Below are 19034 nucleotides of genomic sequence, written 5' to 3'. Positions count from 1 at the left end.
TTTTATACAAACTCTGAAAACCCTTATTTTAAAAGGAATCAACGTATTATTGTTAATGTATTGTAAAGAAGCCTAAAAAAATGTGTTTGAAAAGTTATTGACAATTAACAATAATAGGAGTAATTTTTGACTTGGCGTAAAAAAATGAATCGCATAACCTATAGGTAAAAGAACCACATTTTGGGACTTTTGCTCTGGTAAACGTTTGTTTTTTTAGAATTTTTTGATACACAAGAGAGGTGGTTTCTCTCGTTATAGTAATGAACAGCTAGGTTTTATCCATTACTTTAAATGAAAAAAGAAACTAGAACACATATAAAAAGATAGAGAGAAAAAACGAGTGGTAAAGTTTCGATAAATTGGATGGAGGATTGCAACGTGATCAAAAGAAAAAAAGACAAGTTTTCTGAAATGTTAATGGACATTGCCCAAAATATTAAGGACTCAGCGGAGTTTTTAGGCAGCTTTGAACTTCAAAATGTATCTGACCTAAAGGAATTTGCCAACGTTTTAAAAGCGTATGAATCAAAAGGTGATAAATACGTGCATACAGTGATTACTGAGTTGAACAAAGCATTTATTACTCCAATTGAGCGGGAAGATATTTTACAGCTAGCGATGAGCATGGATGATGTACTTGATGGCATCGACAGCTTTGCTGCTTTAATGGAAATTCATTCAATTACGACATTTGATGAATATGTAGCTGAATTTGTTAAAAATATTCAAGGCTGTGCTGAAGAAATTTTAATTACTATTAATTTGTTGTCTGAGAAAAAGCTTCTTCAAATTAGTGAGCATGCAATTAAAATTAAAGAGTATGAGTCACATTGTGATACATTATATCGTCGTGCACTAAAACAATTATTTGCAACATGTAAAGATCCAATTAAAGTTATTCAATATAAAGAAATTTATGAAACGCTAGAAGAAATCGCGGATTATTGTCAAACGGTTGCGAACAACTTAGAATCAGTTATTATGAAGAATGCGTAACGGGGCTATAGTATAATGGATTCAATGCTAATATTAACCATTCTAATTGTAGTTGGTGCACTTGGTTTTGACTTTATCAACGGATTTCACGATACAGCTAATGCCATTGCGACTTCTGTTTCAACCAAAGCTTTAAAACCGCGACATGCAATTCTTTTAGCCGCAACCATGAACTTTGTCGGGGCTATGACGTTTACGGGCGTAGCCAAAACGATTACAAAGGATATCGTTGATCCTTATACGCTTCAAAATGGTTCTGTCGTTATTTTAGCAGCATTAATTTCTGCTATCGCGTGGAACCTAATCACATGGTATTTCGGTATCCCGAGTAGTTCTTCTCATGCAATTATTGGATCGATTGCAGGAGCAGCTATTGCAGCTGCTGGATTTGGTGCTTTAAATTACAAAGGTTTCATCAAAATCATCGAAGCCCTTCTAATTTCACCAGTTCTAGCCTTTGTAGTAGGTTATATTGTCTATACGATTATCAAGCTAACGTTTAAAAACCATAACTTGACGAAAACGAATAAGCGTTTTCGCCGCGTTCAAATCCTGACTGCAGCTCTACAATCTTACACACACGGTACGAATGATGCGCAAAAAGCAATGGGTATCATTACGCTAGCGCTTATTGCTAACAATATGCAAAGCGGTACTGAGATTCAGTGGTGGGTACAGCTGGCTTGTGCGGTCGCAATGGGGCTTGGAACGTCAATTGGTGGATGGAAAATCATTAAAACCGTTGGCGGTAAAATTATGAAAATTCGTCCTGTTAATGGAGTAGCTGCGGACTTAACGGGTGCTGCCATTATCTTTGGAGCAACGTTTATTCATCTACCTGTCAGTACTACTCATGTTATTTCATCTTCTATCTTAGGTGTAGGTTCTGCTCACCGAGTGAAAGGTGTAAAATGGGGAACTGCACAGCGCATGGTGATTACATGGGTTATCACATTGCCAATTTCAGCTTCATTAGCTGCACTTATCTATATGATTTTAAATTTGTTCTTTTAATAAATGGGGAGCTTCTTTTAAAGAAGCTCCTTTTTTTATTTACATCCCCTCATTTGCACAGTACACTTAAAACATGAAAATAACACAATCGTTTTTAAAAGGGAGATGGGGAAATGTTTGGAAAAGTAGCTGCTGATGTATTGGGGCTAAGTGATATTGGTTCTGTTATTAAGCCAGTTGATTATGACAAGGTAGATGCAGACGATTACGTTATGCATGAAGAACAAGAAAAAATTTATTTTCTAATCAAATCAAAGTCAGATGAATATTGCTTTACCAATAAAGCGCTCATTCACCTTGATGGAACAAGTGCTACAAGTAAAAAGCGAATGCTTCGCCGCTATAACTACAGCACAAATCACATTTCAAACGTAATGCTAGAAACGGCTGGAACTGTCGATTTAGATGTGGAAATTAAATTTAAAATTGGCTCGGAAACTTTTTCTATCGATGTACACAAAAAGCATATAGAAGAGGTAAAAGATTTATATAAAGCGCTGTTTAAAATGTCTGAAATAACGCGTGAAAATGAAATTGCGCTCGATTTTGCTAAACAAAGCATTCAGCTAGCTTCTTCTACGCTAAGCAGTACAAGAAATACAAGTGGAAGTGTTGCTGGTGAATTTAAAGAAATTAACGAAGCCGCGTTTTCTTGGTTATTAGATAAAAAAACAGCCTACACAACAAAAGATTTCAGCTCAGTTTTCGAGCTGTATATCAATAATTAATAGAAACAGCTGCTCCTTTTATGGAGCAGCTGTTTTTTAATGCTGAACGTTGTAGAATCCTCATGTTAACCTTGAAAAATCACCGAAAAAAGAGCACAATATAAAATAGAAAAGAGAAACAATAGAGACGGGTTTAACTGAAAGAAATAATAGAAAATAAGACTTATAGGTGGAAAGGATTACGGTATGACAGCAAAAAATAATGAGGATACAGTGGCAGAATTAGAAAAGTCACTTCGACATATTGCAGCTATTGTGAAGCAAAAAGGAAGAGAAATTTTAGAAGACTATACGATTACGCCACCTCAGTTTATTGCTTTGCAGTGGCTGTTTGAACGTGGAGATATGACGATTGGCGATTTATCAAATCGGATTTTTCTCGCTTGTAGTACAACGACAGATTTAGTAGATCGTATGGAAAAAAATAAGTTGGTGGTTAGGGTCAAAGATCCGAAAGACCGCCGCGTAGTGCGTATTCATTTGCTTCCTGAAGGAGCACGTGTTATCGAAGAAGTAATTGAAAAGCGACAAACGTATTTAAATGGCGTACTGGCAAACTTCTCTCCTAGTGAAACAGAAGTTTTACGAGTAACGTTACGAAAATTACATGATGAAATGAAAGAAAAATGAGGCGATTGTTTTGAGTAGACCAATTGGTGTTATAGATTCAGGTGTGGGCGGATTAACGGTAGCAAAGGAAATTATGAGACAGCTTCCGAAAGAACAAATTATGTACATTGGAGATACAGCCCGCTGCCCATACGGTCCTCGTCCCAGTGAAGAAGTACGAGCTTTCACATGGGAGATGACTAATTATTTAGTAGATAAAGATATTAAAATGCTTGTTATTGCGTGCAACACGGCTACGGCAGTTGTACTAGATGAAATTCAAGAACAGCTCGATATTCCGGTTATAGGCGTCATTGAACCAGGATCACGAGCTGCGCTTAAAGTAACTAAAAATCATAAAATAGGCGTAATCGGCACAAACGGAACCGTTAAAAGCCAAGCCTATACACATGCACTCCGCGCTCTTCATACGAGAGTGGAAGTGGAAAATTTAGCATGCCCTTTGTTTGTACCTCTTGTAGAGAGCGGTAATTATGAAGGACCGGAAGCGCAGCGAATTGTAAAAGAAACATTAAAACCTTTTTATCATACAGATATGGATACCCTTATTTTAGGATGTACGCATTATCCGTTATTAAAGCCAGTTATTCAAGAAGCAATTGGGCCTCGAGTTCAGTTAATCAGTTCTGGTGAAGAAACGGCAATAGAGGTAAGTGCCATTCTTTCTTATAGCAATTTACTAGCTCCTAGAAGCATGGAGCCCGAACACTACTTCTATACAACAGGCTCAACAGAACTGTTTCAATCTATTGCATCTAAATGGTTTGAGCACCCTGTATATAATGTTGAGCATATCAAGCTTTAAAACCGAGCATATTAAGCTCGGTTTTTTTTGTGGCCAAAAACTTGTTTGAGCTGGTCTAAAATGCAAATAAGCTCGTATACATAGTAGTACAAACAGTCTGAGGAGGGAAAGGAATGTCCAAAAAGACCAAATTTGTTCTCATATCCGCCGTGGTGACCACATCTGTGTTGTTATCCGGCTGTGGACTTTTCGGAGGGGATAACGCAGCAAAGGAAATTGATCCGCCAAAGGATGTCACCTATGTGAAAGATGAAAAATCATTAGCGACTGAAGCGAAAGTAACGGAAGCTAATAAAAAACAAAGTAAAGCGGCAGAAACATCTGCGCCTACCAAAAGAGAAATTTACTTAATTGATAAAAACGGGTACGTTGTTCCCCAGACGCTTGAAATTCCTAAATCAAAAGGTGTCGCTAAACAGTCTCTTGAATATTTAGTAGAGGGTGGACCAGTCACAAACTTATTGCCAAATAATTTCCGAGCGGTTCTTCCTGCTGATACAAGAGTTTTAGGGACAAAGCTGGAAAGTGACGGCACGATGGTAGCAGATTTTTCACCTGAATTTGCTGAATATAAAAAAGAAGATGAACTCCGTATCCTGCAGGCCGTAACGTGGACGCTGACGCAGTTTGAAGGCGTAAATAAAGTTAAAATTCGCATTAACGGCTATGATAAAGATGAGATGCCTGTAAATCATACACCAATCAGTAAAGGGTTGAGCAGAGCAGATGGCATTAACTTTGATAATACTGGAGTAGTTGACGTAACCCAAACGAAGCCAGTTACGATCTATTACTTAGCTCAAGAGGGCAAACAAACTTACTATGTTCCTGTTACAAAACGAATTGCTTCTGATGACAAAGATATGTACACTGCAATTGTGAACGAGCTTGTAGAAGGACCTGCGCCTGCATCAGGTTTAGTGACAGATTTTAATCCTGATGCGAAGCTCGTAGCAGCTCCAAAGTATGCGGACGGTCAGTTAACGCTGAACTTTAATAAAAACATCTTTGGAAATTTAAAAGGAACGGAAATTTCTCAGTATGTTCTCGACTCCTTGGTGTTATCGCTGACGGAACAAAAAGCCGTAGACAGCGTTGCCATTAAGGTGAATGGCAAAAAAACGCTAAAAGATGAAAAAGGGAAAAAGCTAACGGAGCCAGTTTCAAGACCTAAAAATGTGAACACAGGTAGTTTTTAAAAACAAATTTTTGTTATACTAGTAAAGGACTAAGTAGAAAGAGGTCTGCTGAAATAGCGACCTCTTTCCGCTGTTTTATAGTTAAAATGGAAGAAGCTATTACATATAAATGAATTAATAGGAGGACATGCTTAATGCGTTTGGACGGTAGGGAATTTAATGAATTGAGACCTGTATCTCTTCATACTTCATACTTAAAGCATCCAGAAGGATCTGTATTAATCTCGGTGGGAGACACAAAGGTTATTTGTACAGCAAGCATAGACGACAGAGTGCCTCCTTTTATGCGTGGACAAGGAAAAGGATGGATTACAGCTGAATATTCTATGCTGCCTCGAGCTACGGCACAAAGAAATATACGCGAATCAACAAAAGGTAAAGTCACAGGACGAACAATGGAAATTCAGCGTCTGATCGGACGAGCTCTTCGTTCTGTAGTCGACCTGGAAAAGGTCGGAGAAAAAACCATTTGGATTGATTGTGATGTTATTCAAGCAGATGGCGGAACAAGAACAGCATCGATTACAGGTGCATTTGTGGCTATGGTTTTAGCGTTTGGAAAGCTGGTTGAAGAGAACAAGCTGACAGAAATTCCTATTCGTGACTATTTAGCTGCGACTTCAGTAGGTATCCATGGAGAAAATTCGATTTTAGATTTAAATTATGAAGAAGATTCGACAGCGGAAGTTGACATGAATATTGTGATGACAGGAAGCGGACAGTTTGTAGAATTACAGGGAACGGGAGAGGAATCGACGTTTTCGAGAGAACAGTTAAACCATCTTCTGGATTTAGGGGAAAAGGGTGTTTATCAATTGATTGAACAGCAAAAGGAAGTTCTTGATCATCTGGCTGCTTACATTCCGGTTAAAGAAAGGTAAGGGATTAACGTGCGTGAAATCATTATTGCAACTAAAAATGCAGGCAAAGTAAAGGATTTTGAAACACTATTCTCACCGAAGGGATTTAAAGTAACATCGCTTCTTGATTTTCCTGAAATTGAGGACGTGGAAGAAACGGGCGTTACATTTGCAGAGAACGCCACGCTAAAGGCAGAAACCATTTCATCAGCATTAAATAAGCCGGTTATTGCCGATGATTCTGGGCTTGCTATTGATGCCTTAAATGGAGAGCCAGGCGTTTATTCCGCGCGTTATGCTGGTGAAAATAAAGATGATAATGCTAATATAGAGAAGGTACTTCAAAAATTACATGACGTGCCGTTTGAAAAACGCACGGCACGTTTTCATTGTACGCTTGCTATTGCAGTGCCTGGAAAGAGAACAGAGCTTGTAGAAGGCACGTGTGAAGGGCGCATCTTGGAAGAAAAAAGAGGCGAGAACGGCTTTGGATACGATCCTATTTTCTTTGTAGAAAAATGGAACTGCTCCATGGCAGAATTGTCTAAAGAACAAAAAAATCAAATTAGTCACCGAGCAAATGCGTTAGAAAAACTAGCACCGCTAATTGATGCGCAATTTTAGAAGGAGTGATGACGTGTGAAACTATTAATTGTAAGCGATAGCCACGGGTTACAAGAAGAACTGCTCACTATCAGAGAAAGACATGCTGATGTAGATAAGATGATTCATTGTGGTGACTCTGAGCTGCCACAAGACAGCAAAGAAATGTCTTCGTTTTTAGGCGTTCGAGGAAATTGTGATTATGATGCATCTTACGTCAATGATCGAGTAGAGTCACTTGGAGAAGCCACGTGTCTGGTTACACACGGTCACTTATATAATGTTAAAATGTCTATGATGAATCTGCATTACAAAGCGAGAGAAGTGGGGGCAAACGTTGTTTGTTTTGGGCATTCTCACATAGCGGGAGCTGAGCTCATGGACGGAGTTTTATTTATCAATCCAGGAAGTATGTTACTTCCTCGTATGAGAAAAGAACGTACGTATGCTATACTAGTAATGGATGGTACAGAAGCTACCGTGCAGTTTTACGATATAAGCGGTAAACATATTCCTAGCATGCAGTTAACCTGTACACTTTCAGCATAATATAGCCAAATATAGGGAGAAGAGAAGGTTTTTTACCTCTCTTCTCATAAAATTTCAAAAAAACGTTGACTTTTAAATTATATTTGAATATAATAAGTATTGTCTTTGATACAGTTTAACATTATGTCCCAGTAGCTCAGCAGGATAGAGCAACGGCCTTCTAAGCCGTCGGTCGGGAGTTCGAATCTCTCCTGGGACGTCTAGAAAAAAATCCCGGCTTTTACTTTTTAGTAAAAGCCGGGATTTTTTTATTTATCTTAAAAGTGAATGTTTGTTCATTCAGTGTGTACAAATGAACGTTTCAGAAAAACTTTTTGAGTGGCTATAAACCCTTATTGCATCAATAATGAAAACGCATTCAAATATTCTGTTTAGTCTAAATTGTCTAAAAAAAACTTGAAAAGTGGTTGACTATGCATAGAAATGGGCGTAAGATAGTCCTCAAATATAAGTTTTCTAAAAATTTTAATTAATTGTAATTAATTTAAAATATGATGTGTAAAGCATTGTTCAAAAAGCATATAGCGTTTTAAAACGTTGAAGAGGATAAGTAGTTTTGATGTTTAGGTATCAACAGAGAGTCGGGTTGCTGGAAGCCGGCGTTACCAAGTCAAAATGAACTCACCTCAGAGTGTCACCCTGAAATTCAGTAAGGGCGACCGAGTGTACTTCCAAAGCACTCGTTATCAAAAAGAATGTACAGTATACATTCATAAGGTAATCATTACGATTACAAACGAGGGTGGTACCGCGTAAAGTACAAAAGACTTTTCGCCCCTTGACCTATATCATTTGATAGGGTCTATTTAGGGGTGAGAAGTCTTTTTTCTTTTATCTAGAAAACGAAAGGATGAGAAAAGTGGGAGCCAATATGCAAACGAAAGAACCTGTAAGCGCTGGGGCACAAATGAATGGAGCTGACATGTTGATTGAATCTCTAAGAAGAGAAAACGTTGACGTCATCTTCGGTTACCCAGGGGGAGCCGTTTTACCGATTTACGATAAGCTATACGGTTCAGGAATGTTTCACGTACTTGCTCGTCACGAACAAGGTGGAATTCACGCAGCAGAAGGGTACGCAAGAATTTCAGGTAAACCCGGTGTAGTTATCGCAACAAGTGGTCCTGGTGCAACAAATATCGTAACAGGTTTGGCAGATGCGATGATTGACTCACTTCCTTTAGTTGTTTTTACTGGTCAAGTAGCTTCAAGTGTAATTGGTTCTGACGCGTTCCAAGAAGCAGATGTATTAGGAATCACAATGCCAATTACAAAACATAGCTATCAAGTACGCAATATCAGCGACATGCCGAGAATCATCAAAGAGGCATTTCATATTGCGACAACAGGAAGACCTGGTCCAGTCTTAATCGACATTCCAAAAGATATGGCACAGGGTGATGGAACATTTAATTACGAAGGAGAAATTGATTTACCTGGCTATCAGCCAACTTATTTTCCAAATCAGCTGCAGGTTAAAAAGTTAACAGACGCAGTAGCAGCTGCAAAGAAACCTGTTATTCTAGCAGGTGCGGGAGTATTATTGAGTAAAGGTTCAGAAGAATTAAAAAATTATGCTGAGCGTCAAAATATTCCGGTTATTAATACGCTTTTAGGGTTAGGTTGCTTTCCTGCAGATCATCCGCTTCATTTAGGAATGGCTGGCATGCACGGAACGTACACAGCAAACATGGCAATTTATGAGAGTGATCTTCTCATTAGTATCGGGGCGCGCTTTGATGACCGAGTAACAGGTAACTTAAAGCATTTTGCACCAAATGCAAAAATTGCTCACATTGACATCGACCCAGCGGAAATTGGAAAGAATGTTCCAACCAAGATTCCAATTGTTGGAGATGCAAAAGAAGTATTAAAGCAATTGCTTCTGCAAGAAGGAGAAGTTGGAGATTATACGAAATGGCATGAGAAATTAGCGGCGTGGAAACAAGAATATCCATTATGGTATCAGAACTCAGCGGACGTGTTGAAACCACAAAAAGTAGTTGAGTTGCTTCACAAATATACAAATGGAGATGCCGTTGTTACAACGGACGTTGGGCAACATCAGATGTGGGTAGCTCAATACTACACATTTAATAATCCAGATCGATGGGTAACTTCAGGTGGCCTTGGCACCATGGGCTTTGGATTACCTTCTGCAATCGGCGCTCAGCTGGCAAATAAAGATAAAACAGTTGTAGCAGTCGTTGGTGACGGTGGATTTCAAATGACGCTTCAAGAATTAGGGGTTATTAGAGAATTAAACTTACCTGTTAAAGTGGTTGTGCTTAACAATCAGTCGCTTGGAATGGTTCGTCAGTGGCAGGAAATCTTCTATGAAGAACGCTACTCGCACTCTTTAATTCCGAATCAGCCTAATTTAATGAAGCTTGCAGAAGCCTATGATATCAAAGGTTTACAAGCTTCTACTGAAGAAGAAGCGCATGCGGCTCTGAAAGAAGCAATGGAAACAGATGGACCTGTTTTACTAAACTTCTTTGTCGCACCTAAAGAAAACGTATATCCAATGGTTGCACCTGGAAAAGGATTACATGAAATGGTAGGGGTGAAACCATGAAGCGAATCATTACAGCAACTGTATTAAACCGTGCGGGCGTTTTAAATCGCGTAACGGGGTTATTTACAAAAAGAAATTTCAATATTGAGAGTATTTCGGTAGGACACACTGAATCTGAAGATGTATCACGCATGACGTTTGTCGTAAACGTAGAGCATGACAATGCTGCTGAACAAGTGATTAAGCAGTTAAACAAGCAGATTGACGTGTTGAAAGTTCAAGATATTACGGATCAAGCCGTGGTGTCAAGAGAGCTTGCTTTAATGAAAGTAGCATCTACACCTGCGAGCCGTAACGAACTTTATGCAGTAATTGAGCCTTTCCGTGCAACCATCATTGATGTAAGCCGCGACAGCTTAATTATTCAAGTAACAGGTGAATCCAGCAAGATTGAAGCGATGATTGATTTACTTCAGCCTTATGGATTAAAAGAAGTAACGCGCACAGGGACAGTAGCTGTTCCGCGCGGTACGCAAAAAGCAGCAGCCAAACTTTCATCAATCATTTAATTCTAGCTAGTTACTAAAAAAGTAAACTATATAAAACTATATAAACTAAGAGGAGAGATTTATTATGACAAAGGTATATTACAACGGAGATGCAAAGGATCAATTATTACAAGGTAAAACAGTAGCAATCGTAGGTTATGGTTCACAAGGTCACGCTCACGCACAAAACTTACGCGACAGCGGAGTAAACGTGGTAGTAGGATTACGTAAAGGTAAATCATGGGATCAAGCAGAACAAGACGGCTTCACTGTATTATCTGTAAAAGAAGCAGTTCAACAAGCAGAAGTAGTAATGGTATTACTTCCAGATGAGCATCAGCCAAAAGTTTATAACGAAGAAATTCTTCCAGGATTAAAACCAGGAAAATCTTTAGTATTTGCTCACGGTTTTAACATTCACTTTAATCAAATCGTAGCACCTGAATTCGTTGACGTATTCTTAGTAGCTCCAAAAGGTCCTGGTCACCTTGTAAGAAGAACGTATGAAGAAGGAGCTGGCGTACCGGCGTTATTCGCAGTATTCCAAGACGTAACTGGCGAAGCAAAAGACGTAGCATTAGCTTATGCTAAAGCAATTGGCTCAGCTCGTGCGGGTGTATTAGAAACAACGTTTAAAGAAGAAACAGAAACAGATCTTTTCGGTGAGCAAGCAGTACTTTGCGGCGGTTTAACTTCATTAGTTAAAGCTGGTTTTGAAACGCTTGTAGAAGCTGGCTACCAACCGGAAGTTGCATATTTTGAGTGTTTACACGAATTAAAATTAATTGTTGACCTTATGTATGAAGGCGGAATGGAAGGCATGCGTTATTCAATCTCTGATACAGCTCAATGGGGTGACTTCGTTTCAGGACCACGCGTTGTAGATGAGCGTTCAAAAGAACAAATGAAAAAAGTGCTTGAAGATATCCAAACAGGTAAATTTGCAAAAGGCTGGATCCTAGAAAACCAAGCAAATCGTCCAGAATTTACAGCTATCAATAACCGTGAAAACGAACATTTAATTGAAAAAGTTGGCGCTCAATTACGTGAAATGATGCCATTTGTTAAAAAACAAAAGAAAGAAGCGGTGATCGCTAGTGCAAAAAATTAAACTATTTGACACGACGCTACGCGATGGTGAACAGTCACCTGGAGTCAATTTGAACCTACAAGAAAAGCTTGAAATTGCTAAGCAGTTAGAGCGATTAGGTATCGACATTATTGAAGCCGGATTTCCAGCTTCTTCAAAAGGTGATTTTCAATCCGTAAAAGAAATTGCGTCTATTGTCAAAAATTCTTCTGTAACAGGCCTTGCAAGGTCTGTTACAAAAGATATTGACATTGCATGGGAAGCGTTAAAAGAAAGTGCAGAACCAAGACTGCATGTTTTTATCGCTACTTCCGAAATTCATATGCAGCATAAATTGAAAAAAACACCTGATGAAGTACTTGAAACAGCAGTGGAAATGGTGAAATACGCAAGTAAAAAATTCCCGGTTGTTCAATGGTCTGCTGAAGATGCATGTCGCACAGATTTACCGTTTTTAGCTAGAATTGTAGAAGCTGTTATCGATGCTGGTGCAAAAGTCGTTAATATTCCAGATACGGTAGGATTTATCACGCCTGGTGACTATCAATCCGTATTTAATTACTTAAAAGAACATGTATCAAATATTCATAAGGTCGATTTGTCAGCTCACTGCCACGATGACTTAGGGCTAGCTGTTGCTAATTCAATGGCTGCTATTGAAGCAGGAGCTACTCAAATTGAAGGAACGATTAACGGAATCGGAGAACGTGCCGGTAACGCTGCTCTTGAAGAAGTAGCACTTGCGCTTCATGTCCGTCAAGACTTCTATCAAGCGAGCACAGGTTTGATCTTGCCCGAAATCAAGCGTACGAGTGACATTATCAGTAAGCTTACCGGAATGAATATTGCGCCAAATAAAGCAATTGTCGGAAAAAATGCTTTTGCTCATGAATCAGGTATTCACCAAGATGGCGTCTTAAAAAATCCGTTAACATATGAGATTATTTCCCCAGAACTTGTGGGTGTTAAACAAAATCCGATTGTGCTGGGTAAACACTCAGGCCGTCATGCGTTCCGTACACGCTTAGTAGAGCTTGGGTTCACATTGGAAGATACAGAAGCAAACGTGCTTTTTGAGAAGTTTAAAGACTTAGCAGATAAGAAAAAAGACATTACCGACGATGATTTATTGGCATTAGTCATTCAAAAGCAAGTTAGCAAAGACAGTGAATATAAGCTTGAAAGTCTGCAAGTTCAGTATGGTACGAACAATATTCCTACGGCTACGATTACGCTTCGCAAAGAAAACGGCGAAGAGATTCAAGAAGCAGCTACGGGATCTGGAAGCGTGGAAGCTATCTATAATACGCTGCAGCGCTGTGTTGAGCAAGATGTCAAACTATTAGACTATCGTATTCAGTCTATTAACGGCGGTCCGGATGCACTGGCTGAAGTATTTGTGAAGGTTGAAAGCGAAGGAACTGAAGCAAGCGGACGCGGAGTAGCATTTGACGTATTAGAATCGTCAGCGAAAGCCTATTTAAATGCCATTAATCGATTAATCGCTATTCAGCAGCATCGTACAAAGCAAGAAGTAATGTGAACTGAAGGGAGAGACCACCATGACAAAAAAAGTCGCTGTATTACCAGGTGACGGCGTAGGAACAGAAGTAACCAAAGGCGCTGTTGCCGTTTTAAAAGCAATTGGAGAGCGCTTTGATCATCAATTCGAGTTTACGTATGGATTAATTGGCGGAGCTGCAATTGATGAGGCTGGCACACCTCTTCCAGAAAGTACAATTGAGATTTGTAAGCAGGCGGATGCCGTCTTACTTGGATCCGTTGGAGGGCCAAAATGGGATCGTAACCCTTCACATTTGCGACCAGAAAAAGGTTTGCTAGCTATTCGAAAAGAATTGGATTTATATGCTAACCTTCGTCCAGTGACGTTTTATGATAGCTTAGCAGATGCCTCTCCTTTGAAAAAAGAATACATTGAAGGTGTTGACTTCATTATCGTTCGTGAGCTAACAGGGGGCTTATATTTTGGTCAGCCTAGCGAGCGTCGAACAGAAGGAAATGAAGAGACAGTTGTCGACACGTTATTTTATAAGCGTACAGAAATAGAAAGGATTATTCGCCAAGCGTTTGAAACGGCTGTAAATCGACGTAAAAAGGTAACGTCGGTTGATAAAGCGAATGTGCTTGAGTCTAGTCGAGTGTGGCGTGAAGTAGCTGAAGAAGTAGCAAAAGACTACCCGGATGTAGAGCTTGAGCATATGCTTGTAGATTCAGCTGCTATGCAGTTAATTCGTAATCCGAAATATTTTGATGTAGTGGTAACTGAAAATATGTTTGGTGATATTTTGAGTGATGAGGCTTCTATGCTGACAGGATCGTTAGGGATGCTTCCATCTGCGAGTTTAACGGTTGATGGTCCATCTTTATACGAACCGGTTCACGGTTCTGCACCAGACATTGCTGGACAAAACAAAGCTAATCCGATTGCTGCTATTTTATCTGCAGCAATGTTGCTTAGACATTCATTTGGATTAGAAACAGAAGCAGCGGTGATTGAACAAGCGGTTGAAAGTGTATTACATGCAGGTCATCGAACAGCTGACTTAGCAGACGGTAATCATTATTTAGGTACCGATAAAATGGTGGATGCAATAACTGCGGTTATTGCCAACGATTCTGCCATTTCAAGCATTATGACAGCTTACAGTTAATCATGCGTTTCTCACGTTTTGTGAGAAACGTTTTTCATAATCAGAAAGGAGGAGCAGTATGAAACCAAAAACAATTATTGATAAGCTTTGGGAACAACATGTTGTACGTCGAGAAGAGGGGAAGCCGGACTTATTATATATCGATCTTCATCTTATTCATGAAGTAACGTCTCCTCAAGCATTCGAAGGTCTTCGCGTGGCAAATCGTCAAGTGAAGCGTCCGGACTTAACGTTTGCTACAATGGATCACAATATTCCAACGGTTGACCGTTTTAATATTAAAGATCCGATTGCAAAGAAACAAGTAGACAAACTATCTGAAAACTGTCATGAGTTTGGCGTGAAGCTTTTAGATTTAACAAGCGAAGAGCAAGGAATTGTGCATATCATTGGACCGGAATTAGGATTGACGCAGCCTGGAAAAACCATTGTGTGCGGAGATAGCCATACATCTACTCACGGTGCATTTGGAGCGCTTGCTTTTGGTATAGGAACGAGTGAGGTAGAACATGTTTTAGCAACGCAAACGCTATGGCAAGCGAAACCAAAAACGCTACAAGTGAAAGTAAATGGCAAAAAACAGCCTGGTGTTTATGCTAAGGACATTGTGTTAGCAATTATTCAAAAATTCGGCGTGAATTTTGGAACGGGTTCAATCGTAGAATTTACGGGCGAATGTATTCGCGACCTTTCAATGGAAGAGCGCATGACTATTTGTAATATGTCTATTGAAGCCGGTGCAAAAGCTGGTTTAATCAGTCCAGATGATGTTACTTTCTCTTATATTAAAGGGCGTCAGTATGCTCCTAAAGGAGAACAGTTTGAAAAAGCAGTGGAAGCTTGGGCAGCTTTAGCAACAGATGAAGGTGCAACATACGATGAAACGCTAGAAATTGATGCAGATACAATTGAGCCTGTTGTAACATGGGGAACAAACCCGGCGATGAGTTCTTATGTTAGCAAGCAAGTTCCTACATTAGAAGAGTGTACAACAGAAGCTGAGAAAAAGTCTTTGTCACGAGCACTTGAGTATATGGGCTTACAGCCCGGCATGGCAATAGAAGAGATCCCAGTTCAGCATGTATTTATCGGTTCATGTACAAATGCTCGTTTGTCTGATCTTCGTGACGTGGCAGCCTTTATTAAAGGAAAGAAAGTGTCACCAGATGTGCGAGCGATGATTGTACCAGGTTCTCAAAAAGTAAAGCGAGTGGCTGAAGAAGAAGGGTTATCTGCTATTTTTATTGAAGCAGGCTTTGAATGGAGAGACTCGGGCTGCAGCATGTGTCTAGGCATGAACTCTGACTTAGTTCCACAAGGCGAACACTGTGCGTCCACTTCTAATCGAAACTTTGAAGGACGTCAAGGAAAAGGTGCCAGAACGCATTTAGTAAGCCCGGTAATGGCAGCAGCGGCAGCGGTATATGGACATTTTGTTGATGTACGCAAACTACAAGAACAAGCGGTGCGATAAGGAGGAGAACACAGATGAATGCTTTTACAATCCATACAGGAAAAGTAGCAGGTCTCGACCGAGCAAACGTAGATACTGATCAAATTATCCCAAAGCAATTTTTGAAAAGAATTGAGCGTACTGGCTTTGGCCAATTTCTCTTTTTTGATTGGCGATATAATGAAGATGAAACGTTAAATGAAACGTTTGAACTAAATCAGCCTCAAAATCAAGGAGCAACAATTCTTGTAGCTGACGAGAACTTCGGGTGTGGTTCGTCACGTGAACACGCTCCATGGGCGCTTTTAGACTATGGGTTCCGTGCCATTATCGCACCGTCATTTGCGGATATTTTTAAACAAAACTGTCTAAAAAATGGTATTTTACCTATTGTTTTACCAAAAGAAGATGTTTCCTATTTAATGAAAGAGTCTCAAAGTGCTTCTTACGCCTGTACAATCGATCTTCATCAGCAAAAAATTACCGATGAAGCAGGTTTTGAACGTACGTTTGAGATTAATGGCCATTGGAAATATATGCTTGTTAACGGATATGATGAAATTGGCTATACGCTTTCTTTTGAAGACGACATTTCTGCTTATGAAGCAAAAACGGTAAGATATTAACCAAAAATCGAGCAAAATGATGATTTTGCTCGATTTTTTTGCGTTCCGTTAATTCAATTGCTAAACTGTAAAGCAAATGGACCGCGAAGTGGGGAGAAAACATGTCGAATGAACAACAAAACAAAATTGTAGCTTTTCCTCTATTAAAAGAACGGTTGGTTGAAAAAGCTACAGAACATATGCAGCACAAGCAATTTCAAGAAGCACTTCCTTTATTTGAGCAGGCCTACGAACTTGATAATAAGCATCATGAAATTTTGCTTGGCCTTGTTATTTGTCACGTGGAGCTCGGTGATGCAGGCATAGCTAAGGAATTATGTGAGCAAATGCTGAAAGAAGATATTGGCGATTATTATCATAATTTGCAAATGTACCTCATGGTGTTAATTCAGCTTGGTCATTATCATGAAGGATATGTCACTCTACAAGCAGTTATTCAAGAACACAAACTCCCTTCTGAACATGCTGAACAGCTTTATCAGCTATTGGAGTTCTGCAAAAATAGAATGAATCAAGAACAAGTCATAGAAGAACAAACAGAAGAAGAACAGATAGAGCAGTTTAAATCATTCACAGCTCTAGACAATATTCAAGATCAGCTTGAATGGGTTCATTCATTAAAAACAAAGAGAATTGAAAAGCAGCGCTTCTTTCTGGAACAGCTATTTTCATCTGAAGCTATTCACCCTATCGTAAAAACAGTCGCTTTAAAAACAGTCATGGAAGAAGAAGTAGACATTGATTTTATGATTAGTAAGTTTGGAGAGACGAAAAAAGTAAATGCGCTTCAGCTTCAACGAACAACACCGTATTTGTTTGCCGAGCAAGTAGAAGCGCAGCTGACGGAAAAGCTGGAGCATGAAAATCCTACATTGCTGCAGGTTGCCGTTGAAATATGGCAGCGTCATTTATTTATAACATTTCCGTTTTTACCGGGTGATAATGTAAAACTTTGGACAGAAGCGGTGTATGCTGTTAGTCTGATGATGCAAGGAGAAGAGTCAGATGCAGCTGTAGCAGAGGAAGACGGAAGTTTCTCTGCAGCTGAATTACGAAAGGCAATTAAAGAGCTAAAAGAAATTGAAGAAATTTCTTTTATATAAAATGTGGTGTTTAGTTGAAACGTCATTGTTGTATGTTATAATATAATGGTTGTAAAATGCACTTAAATACGTATAGTAGAATTTCATCTTTACATTACATTCCTACTTACTTTAAAGTAGTAGGGAGTTAAATAGATAATGATTGAGGTTTGAACTGATAGGCTATCTGCATTATCTAATTTAGAAATCACTACTTAAAATGATTTTGGAGGGAAACATTCATGTCTGCAAAATGGAAAAAACAAGAAGGAAATCAAGGCGTTTTAACAGTAGAAGTTGAAGCTGCTGAGTTTGATAAAGCCTTAGATAAAGCATTCACAAAAGTTGTAAAACAAGTAAACGTACCAGGGTTCCGTAAAGGTAAAATGCCTCGTCCACTTTTCGAAAAACGTTTTGGCGTAGAATCTTTATACCAAGATGCACTAGACATCTTATTACCTGAAGCTTACAGCAATGCAATTGTTGAAGCTGGTATCGAGCCGGTTGATCGTCCAGAAATCGATGTTGAAACAATCGAAAAAGGACAACCTCTAGTTTTCACTGCTAAAGTAACTGTTAAGCCTGAAGTTAAATTAGGCGAATACAAAAACTTAGAAGTAGAAAAAGTAGATACAACTGTAACAGACGAAGACGTTGAAGCTGAATTAAAAACACTTCAAGAGCGTCACGCTGAACTAGTTGTTAAAGAAGAAGGAACAGTAGCTGAAGGCGATACAGCTGTAATCGACTTTGAAGGTTTCGTTGATGGCGAAGCATTTGAAGGCGGAAAAGGCGAAAACTATTCTTTAGAAATCGGTTCTAACACATTCATCCCTGGCTTTGAAGAGCAACTAGTTGGTCTTGAAGTAGGCGCTGAAAAAGAAGTGGAAGTAACATTCCCTGAAGAGTATCACGCTGAAGAGCTAGCTGGTAAAGCTGCTAAATTCCAAGTGAAATTACACGAAATCAAATCTAAAGAGCTTCCAGCTTTAGACGATGAGTTTGCAAAAGACGTAGATGAAGAAGTAGAAACTTTAGAAGCGTTAAAAGCAAAAACAAAAGAAAAATTACAAAGCGATAAAGAAAACCAAGCAGAATCAGCTCTTCGCGACACTTTAGTAGAAAAAGCTGCTGAAAATGCTGAAGTAGAAATTCCAGAAGCAATGTTCAACACTGAAATGGATCGTATGATGCAAGAGTTTGAACAACGTTTACAAATGCAAGGTCTTAACCTTGAACTTTACTTCCAATTCTCAGGTCAAGATGAAAAAGCTCTTCGCGACCAAATGCGTCCGGATGCTGAAAAGCGTGTGAAAATCAACTTAACGCTAGAAGCTATTTCAAAAGCTGAAAATCTTGAAGTAAGCGAAGAAGAAGTAGAAAAAGAATTAGAAAACATGGCAGGAATGTACAACATGCCTGTCGAAGAAATTAAGAAAGTGCTTGGCAGTCTTGATAGCATTAAAGAAGACATGAAAGTACGTAAAGCAGTTGAATTTCTTGTAGAAAACAGCAAAGCTGTTGCATAATAGTAAGTAAGAAACAAGGCGCGACTTGATCGTGCCTTGTTTTATAAACTTCAATAGTTTTTTTATATCATAACCAACACCGTAGAAGCAGCTTTAACCCATTGTTTGAAATCCGTGGTTATGAAATAGGCC

General features: G+C 39.1%; 18 protein-coding genes, 1 tRNA gene and 1 other annotated feature. All 19 genes read left to right on the top strand.

Annotated features, from left to right (window positions below; translation table 11 throughout):
* The first annotated feature begins 363 nt into the window (after positions 1-363).
* The 19 genes from NST66_RS22810 to tig all read left to right on the top strand — a co-directional run bounded on the left by NST66_RS22810 (position 364) and on the right by tig (position 18902).
* Positions 364-996: a DUF47 domain-containing protein gene (locus tag NST66_RS22810; RefSeq protein WP_029711160.1), complete on the top strand. Its 633-nt coding sequence runs from the start codon at positions 364-366 to the stop codon at positions 994-996.
* A gap of 15 nt (positions 997-1011) precedes the next feature.
* On the top strand, positions 1012-2010 hold the full coding sequence (locus tag NST66_RS22805) for an inorganic phosphate transporter (RefSeq protein WP_028411744.1): 999 nt from the start codon (positions 1012-1014) through the stop codon (positions 2008-2010).
* 113 nt (positions 2011-2123) lie between these two features.
* Positions 2124-2738 (top strand): PH domain-containing protein, encoded by a 615-nt coding sequence (locus tag NST66_RS22800; RefSeq protein WP_013059383.1) that lies wholly within the window; start codon positions 2124-2126, stop codon positions 2736-2738.
* 186 nt (positions 2739-2924) lie between these two features.
* A complete protein-coding gene (locus NST66_RS22795; protein WP_013059382.1) occupies positions 2925-3368 on the top strand; it encodes a MarR family winged helix-turn-helix transcriptional regulator in 444 nt (147 codons plus the stop codon).
* 10 nt (positions 3369-3378) lie between these two features.
* The gene (racE, locus tag NST66_RS22790) at positions 3379-4173 is read left to right on the top strand and encodes a glutamate racemase (protein ID WP_028411743.1); all 795 of its coding nucleotides are present in this window, start codon (positions 3379-3381) and stop codon (positions 4171-4173) included.
* 113 nt (positions 4174-4286) lie between these two features.
* Positions 4287-5372 carry a GerMN domain-containing protein gene (locus NST66_RS22785; protein ID WP_033579640.1) on the top strand — a complete coding sequence of 362 codons (1086 nt, stop codon included), beginning with the start codon at positions 4287-4289 and terminating at the stop codon, positions 5370-5372.
* A gap of 134 nt (positions 5373-5506) precedes the next feature.
* Positions 5507-6253 carry a ribonuclease PH gene (gene rph / locus NST66_RS22780; RefSeq protein WP_033579641.1) on the top strand — a complete coding sequence of 249 codons (747 nt, stop codon included), beginning with the start codon at positions 5507-5509 and terminating at the stop codon, positions 6251-6253.
* 9 nt (positions 6254-6262) lie between these two features.
* Positions 6263-6856 carry an XTP/dITP diphosphatase gene (locus NST66_RS22775; protein WP_028411740.1) on the top strand — a complete coding sequence of 198 codons (594 nt, stop codon included), beginning with the start codon at positions 6263-6265 and terminating at the stop codon, positions 6854-6856.
* Between the two features lie 15 nt (positions 6857-6871).
* Entirely contained in the window at positions 6872-7384 is a 513-nt protein-coding gene (locus tag NST66_RS22770; RefSeq protein WP_028411739.1) for a metallophosphoesterase, read from the top strand.
* Positions 7385-7509: 125 nt separating this feature from the next.
* Positions 7510-7583, top strand: a tRNA-Arg gene (locus NST66_RS22765).
* Positions 7584-7912: 329 nt separating this feature from the next.
* Positions 7913-8166, top strand: a binding site (T-box leader).
* 68 nt (positions 8167-8234) lie between these two features.
* Positions 8235-9962, top strand: a complete 1728-nt coding sequence (ilvB, locus tag NST66_RS22760; RefSeq protein ID WP_205689536.1) for an acetolactate synthase large subunit — start codon at positions 8235-8237, stop codon at positions 9960-9962.
* Complete coding sequence (gene ilvN / locus NST66_RS22755; RefSeq protein WP_013059375.1) at positions 9959-10471, top strand: acetolactate synthase small subunit; 513 nt, start codon at positions 9959-9961, stop codon at positions 10469-10471. Before ilvB ends, ilvN begins: the two co-directional genes overlap by 4 nt.
* 64 nt (positions 10472-10535) lie before the next feature.
* Positions 10536-11561, top strand: coding sequence for a ketol-acid reductoisomerase (gene ilvC / locus NST66_RS22750; protein ID WP_028411737.1), 1026 nt, complete (start codon positions 10536-10538; stop codon positions 11559-11561).
* The gene (locus tag NST66_RS22745) at positions 11548-13083 is read left to right on the top strand and encodes a 2-isopropylmalate synthase (RefSeq protein WP_025750618.1); all 1536 of its coding nucleotides are present in this window, start codon (positions 11548-11550) and stop codon (positions 13081-13083) included. Before ilvC ends, NST66_RS22745 begins: the two co-directional genes overlap by 14 nt.
* Before the next feature lie 19 nt (positions 13084-13102).
* Positions 13103-14212: a 3-isopropylmalate dehydrogenase gene (gene leuB / locus NST66_RS22740; RefSeq protein WP_028411736.1), complete on the top strand. Its 1110-nt coding sequence runs from the start codon at positions 13103-13105 to the stop codon at positions 14210-14212.
* Between the two features lie 58 nt (positions 14213-14270).
* Positions 14271-15686, top strand: a complete 1416-nt coding sequence (gene leuC / locus NST66_RS22735; protein ID WP_028411735.1) for a 3-isopropylmalate dehydratase large subunit — start codon at positions 14271-14273, stop codon at positions 15684-15686.
* A 14-nt stretch (positions 15687-15700) separates the two neighbouring features.
* Positions 15701-16291: a 3-isopropylmalate dehydratase small subunit gene (gene leuD, locus NST66_RS22730; protein WP_028411734.1), complete on the top strand. Its 591-nt coding sequence runs from the start codon at positions 15701-15703 to the stop codon at positions 16289-16291.
* A gap of 101 nt (positions 16292-16392) precedes the next feature.
* Positions 16393-17394 carry a tetratricopeptide repeat protein gene (locus NST66_RS22725; RefSeq protein WP_033579642.1) on the top strand — a complete coding sequence of 334 codons (1002 nt, stop codon included), beginning with the start codon at positions 16393-16395 and terminating at the stop codon, positions 17392-17394.
* Between the two features lie 221 nt (positions 17395-17615).
* The gene (gene tig, locus NST66_RS22720; RefSeq protein WP_340843709.1) at positions 17616-18902 is read left to right on the top strand and encodes a trigger factor; all 1287 of its coding nucleotides are present in this window, start codon (positions 17616-17618) and stop codon (positions 18900-18902) included.
* The last annotated feature ends 132 nt before the right edge of the window (positions 18903-19034 follow it).

This window comes from Priestia sp. FSL W8-0524 (genome assembly GCF_038005965.1).
In the GTDB taxonomy this organism is placed as follows: Bacteria; Bacillota; Bacilli; order Bacillales; family Bacillaceae_H; genus Priestia; species Priestia zanthoxyli.
This window is presented reverse-complemented; position numbering and strand designations above follow the sequence as displayed.

Bases quoted from the DNA above. Each gene is read 5' to 3' on its own strand.
- NST66_RS22810 (WP_029711160.1), top strand. From the start codon at position 364: ATGGAGGATTGCAACGTGATCAAAAGAAAAAAAGACAAGTTTTCTGAA.
- NST66_RS22805 (WP_028411744.1), top strand. From the start codon at position 1,012: ATGGATTCAATGCTAATATTAACCATTCTAATTGTAGTTGGTGCACTT.
- NST66_RS22800 (WP_013059383.1), top strand. From the start codon at position 2,124: ATGTTTGGAAAAGTAGCTGCTGATGTATTGGGGCTAAGTGATATTGGT.
- NST66_RS22795 (WP_013059382.1), top strand. From the start codon at position 2,925: ATGACAGCAAAAAATAATGAGGATACAGTGGCAGAATTAGAAAAGTCA.
- NST66_RS22785 (WP_033579640.1), top strand. From the start codon at position 4,287: ATGTCCAAAAAGACCAAATTTGTTCTCATATCCGCCGTGGTGACCACA.
- rph (WP_033579641.1), top strand. From the start codon at position 5,507: ATGCGTTTGGACGGTAGGGAATTTAATGAATTGAGACCTGTATCTCTT.
- ilvB (WP_205689536.1), top strand. From the start codon at position 8,235: ATGAGAAAAGTGGGAGCCAATATGCAAACGAAAGAACCTGTAAGCGCT.
- ilvN (WP_013059375.1), top strand. From the start codon at position 9,959: ATGAAGCGAATCATTACAGCAACTGTATTAAACCGTGCGGGCGTTTTA.
- ilvC (WP_028411737.1), top strand. From the start codon at position 10,536: ATGACAAAGGTATATTACAACGGAGATGCAAAGGATCAATTATTACAA.
- leuB (WP_028411736.1), top strand. From the start codon at position 13,103: ATGACAAAAAAAGTCGCTGTATTACCAGGTGACGGCGTAGGAACAGAA.
- leuC (WP_028411735.1), top strand. From the start codon at position 14,271: ATGAAACCAAAAACAATTATTGATAAGCTTTGGGAACAACATGTTGTA.
- leuD (WP_028411734.1), top strand. From the start codon at position 15,701: ATGAATGCTTTTACAATCCATACAGGAAAAGTAGCAGGTCTCGACCGA.
- NST66_RS22725 (WP_033579642.1), top strand. From the start codon at position 16,393: ATGTCGAATGAACAACAAAACAAAATTGTAGCTTTTCCTCTATTAAAA.
- tig (WP_340843709.1), top strand. From the start codon at position 17,616: ATGTCTGCAAAATGGAAAAAACAAGAAGGAAATCAAGGCGTTTTAACA.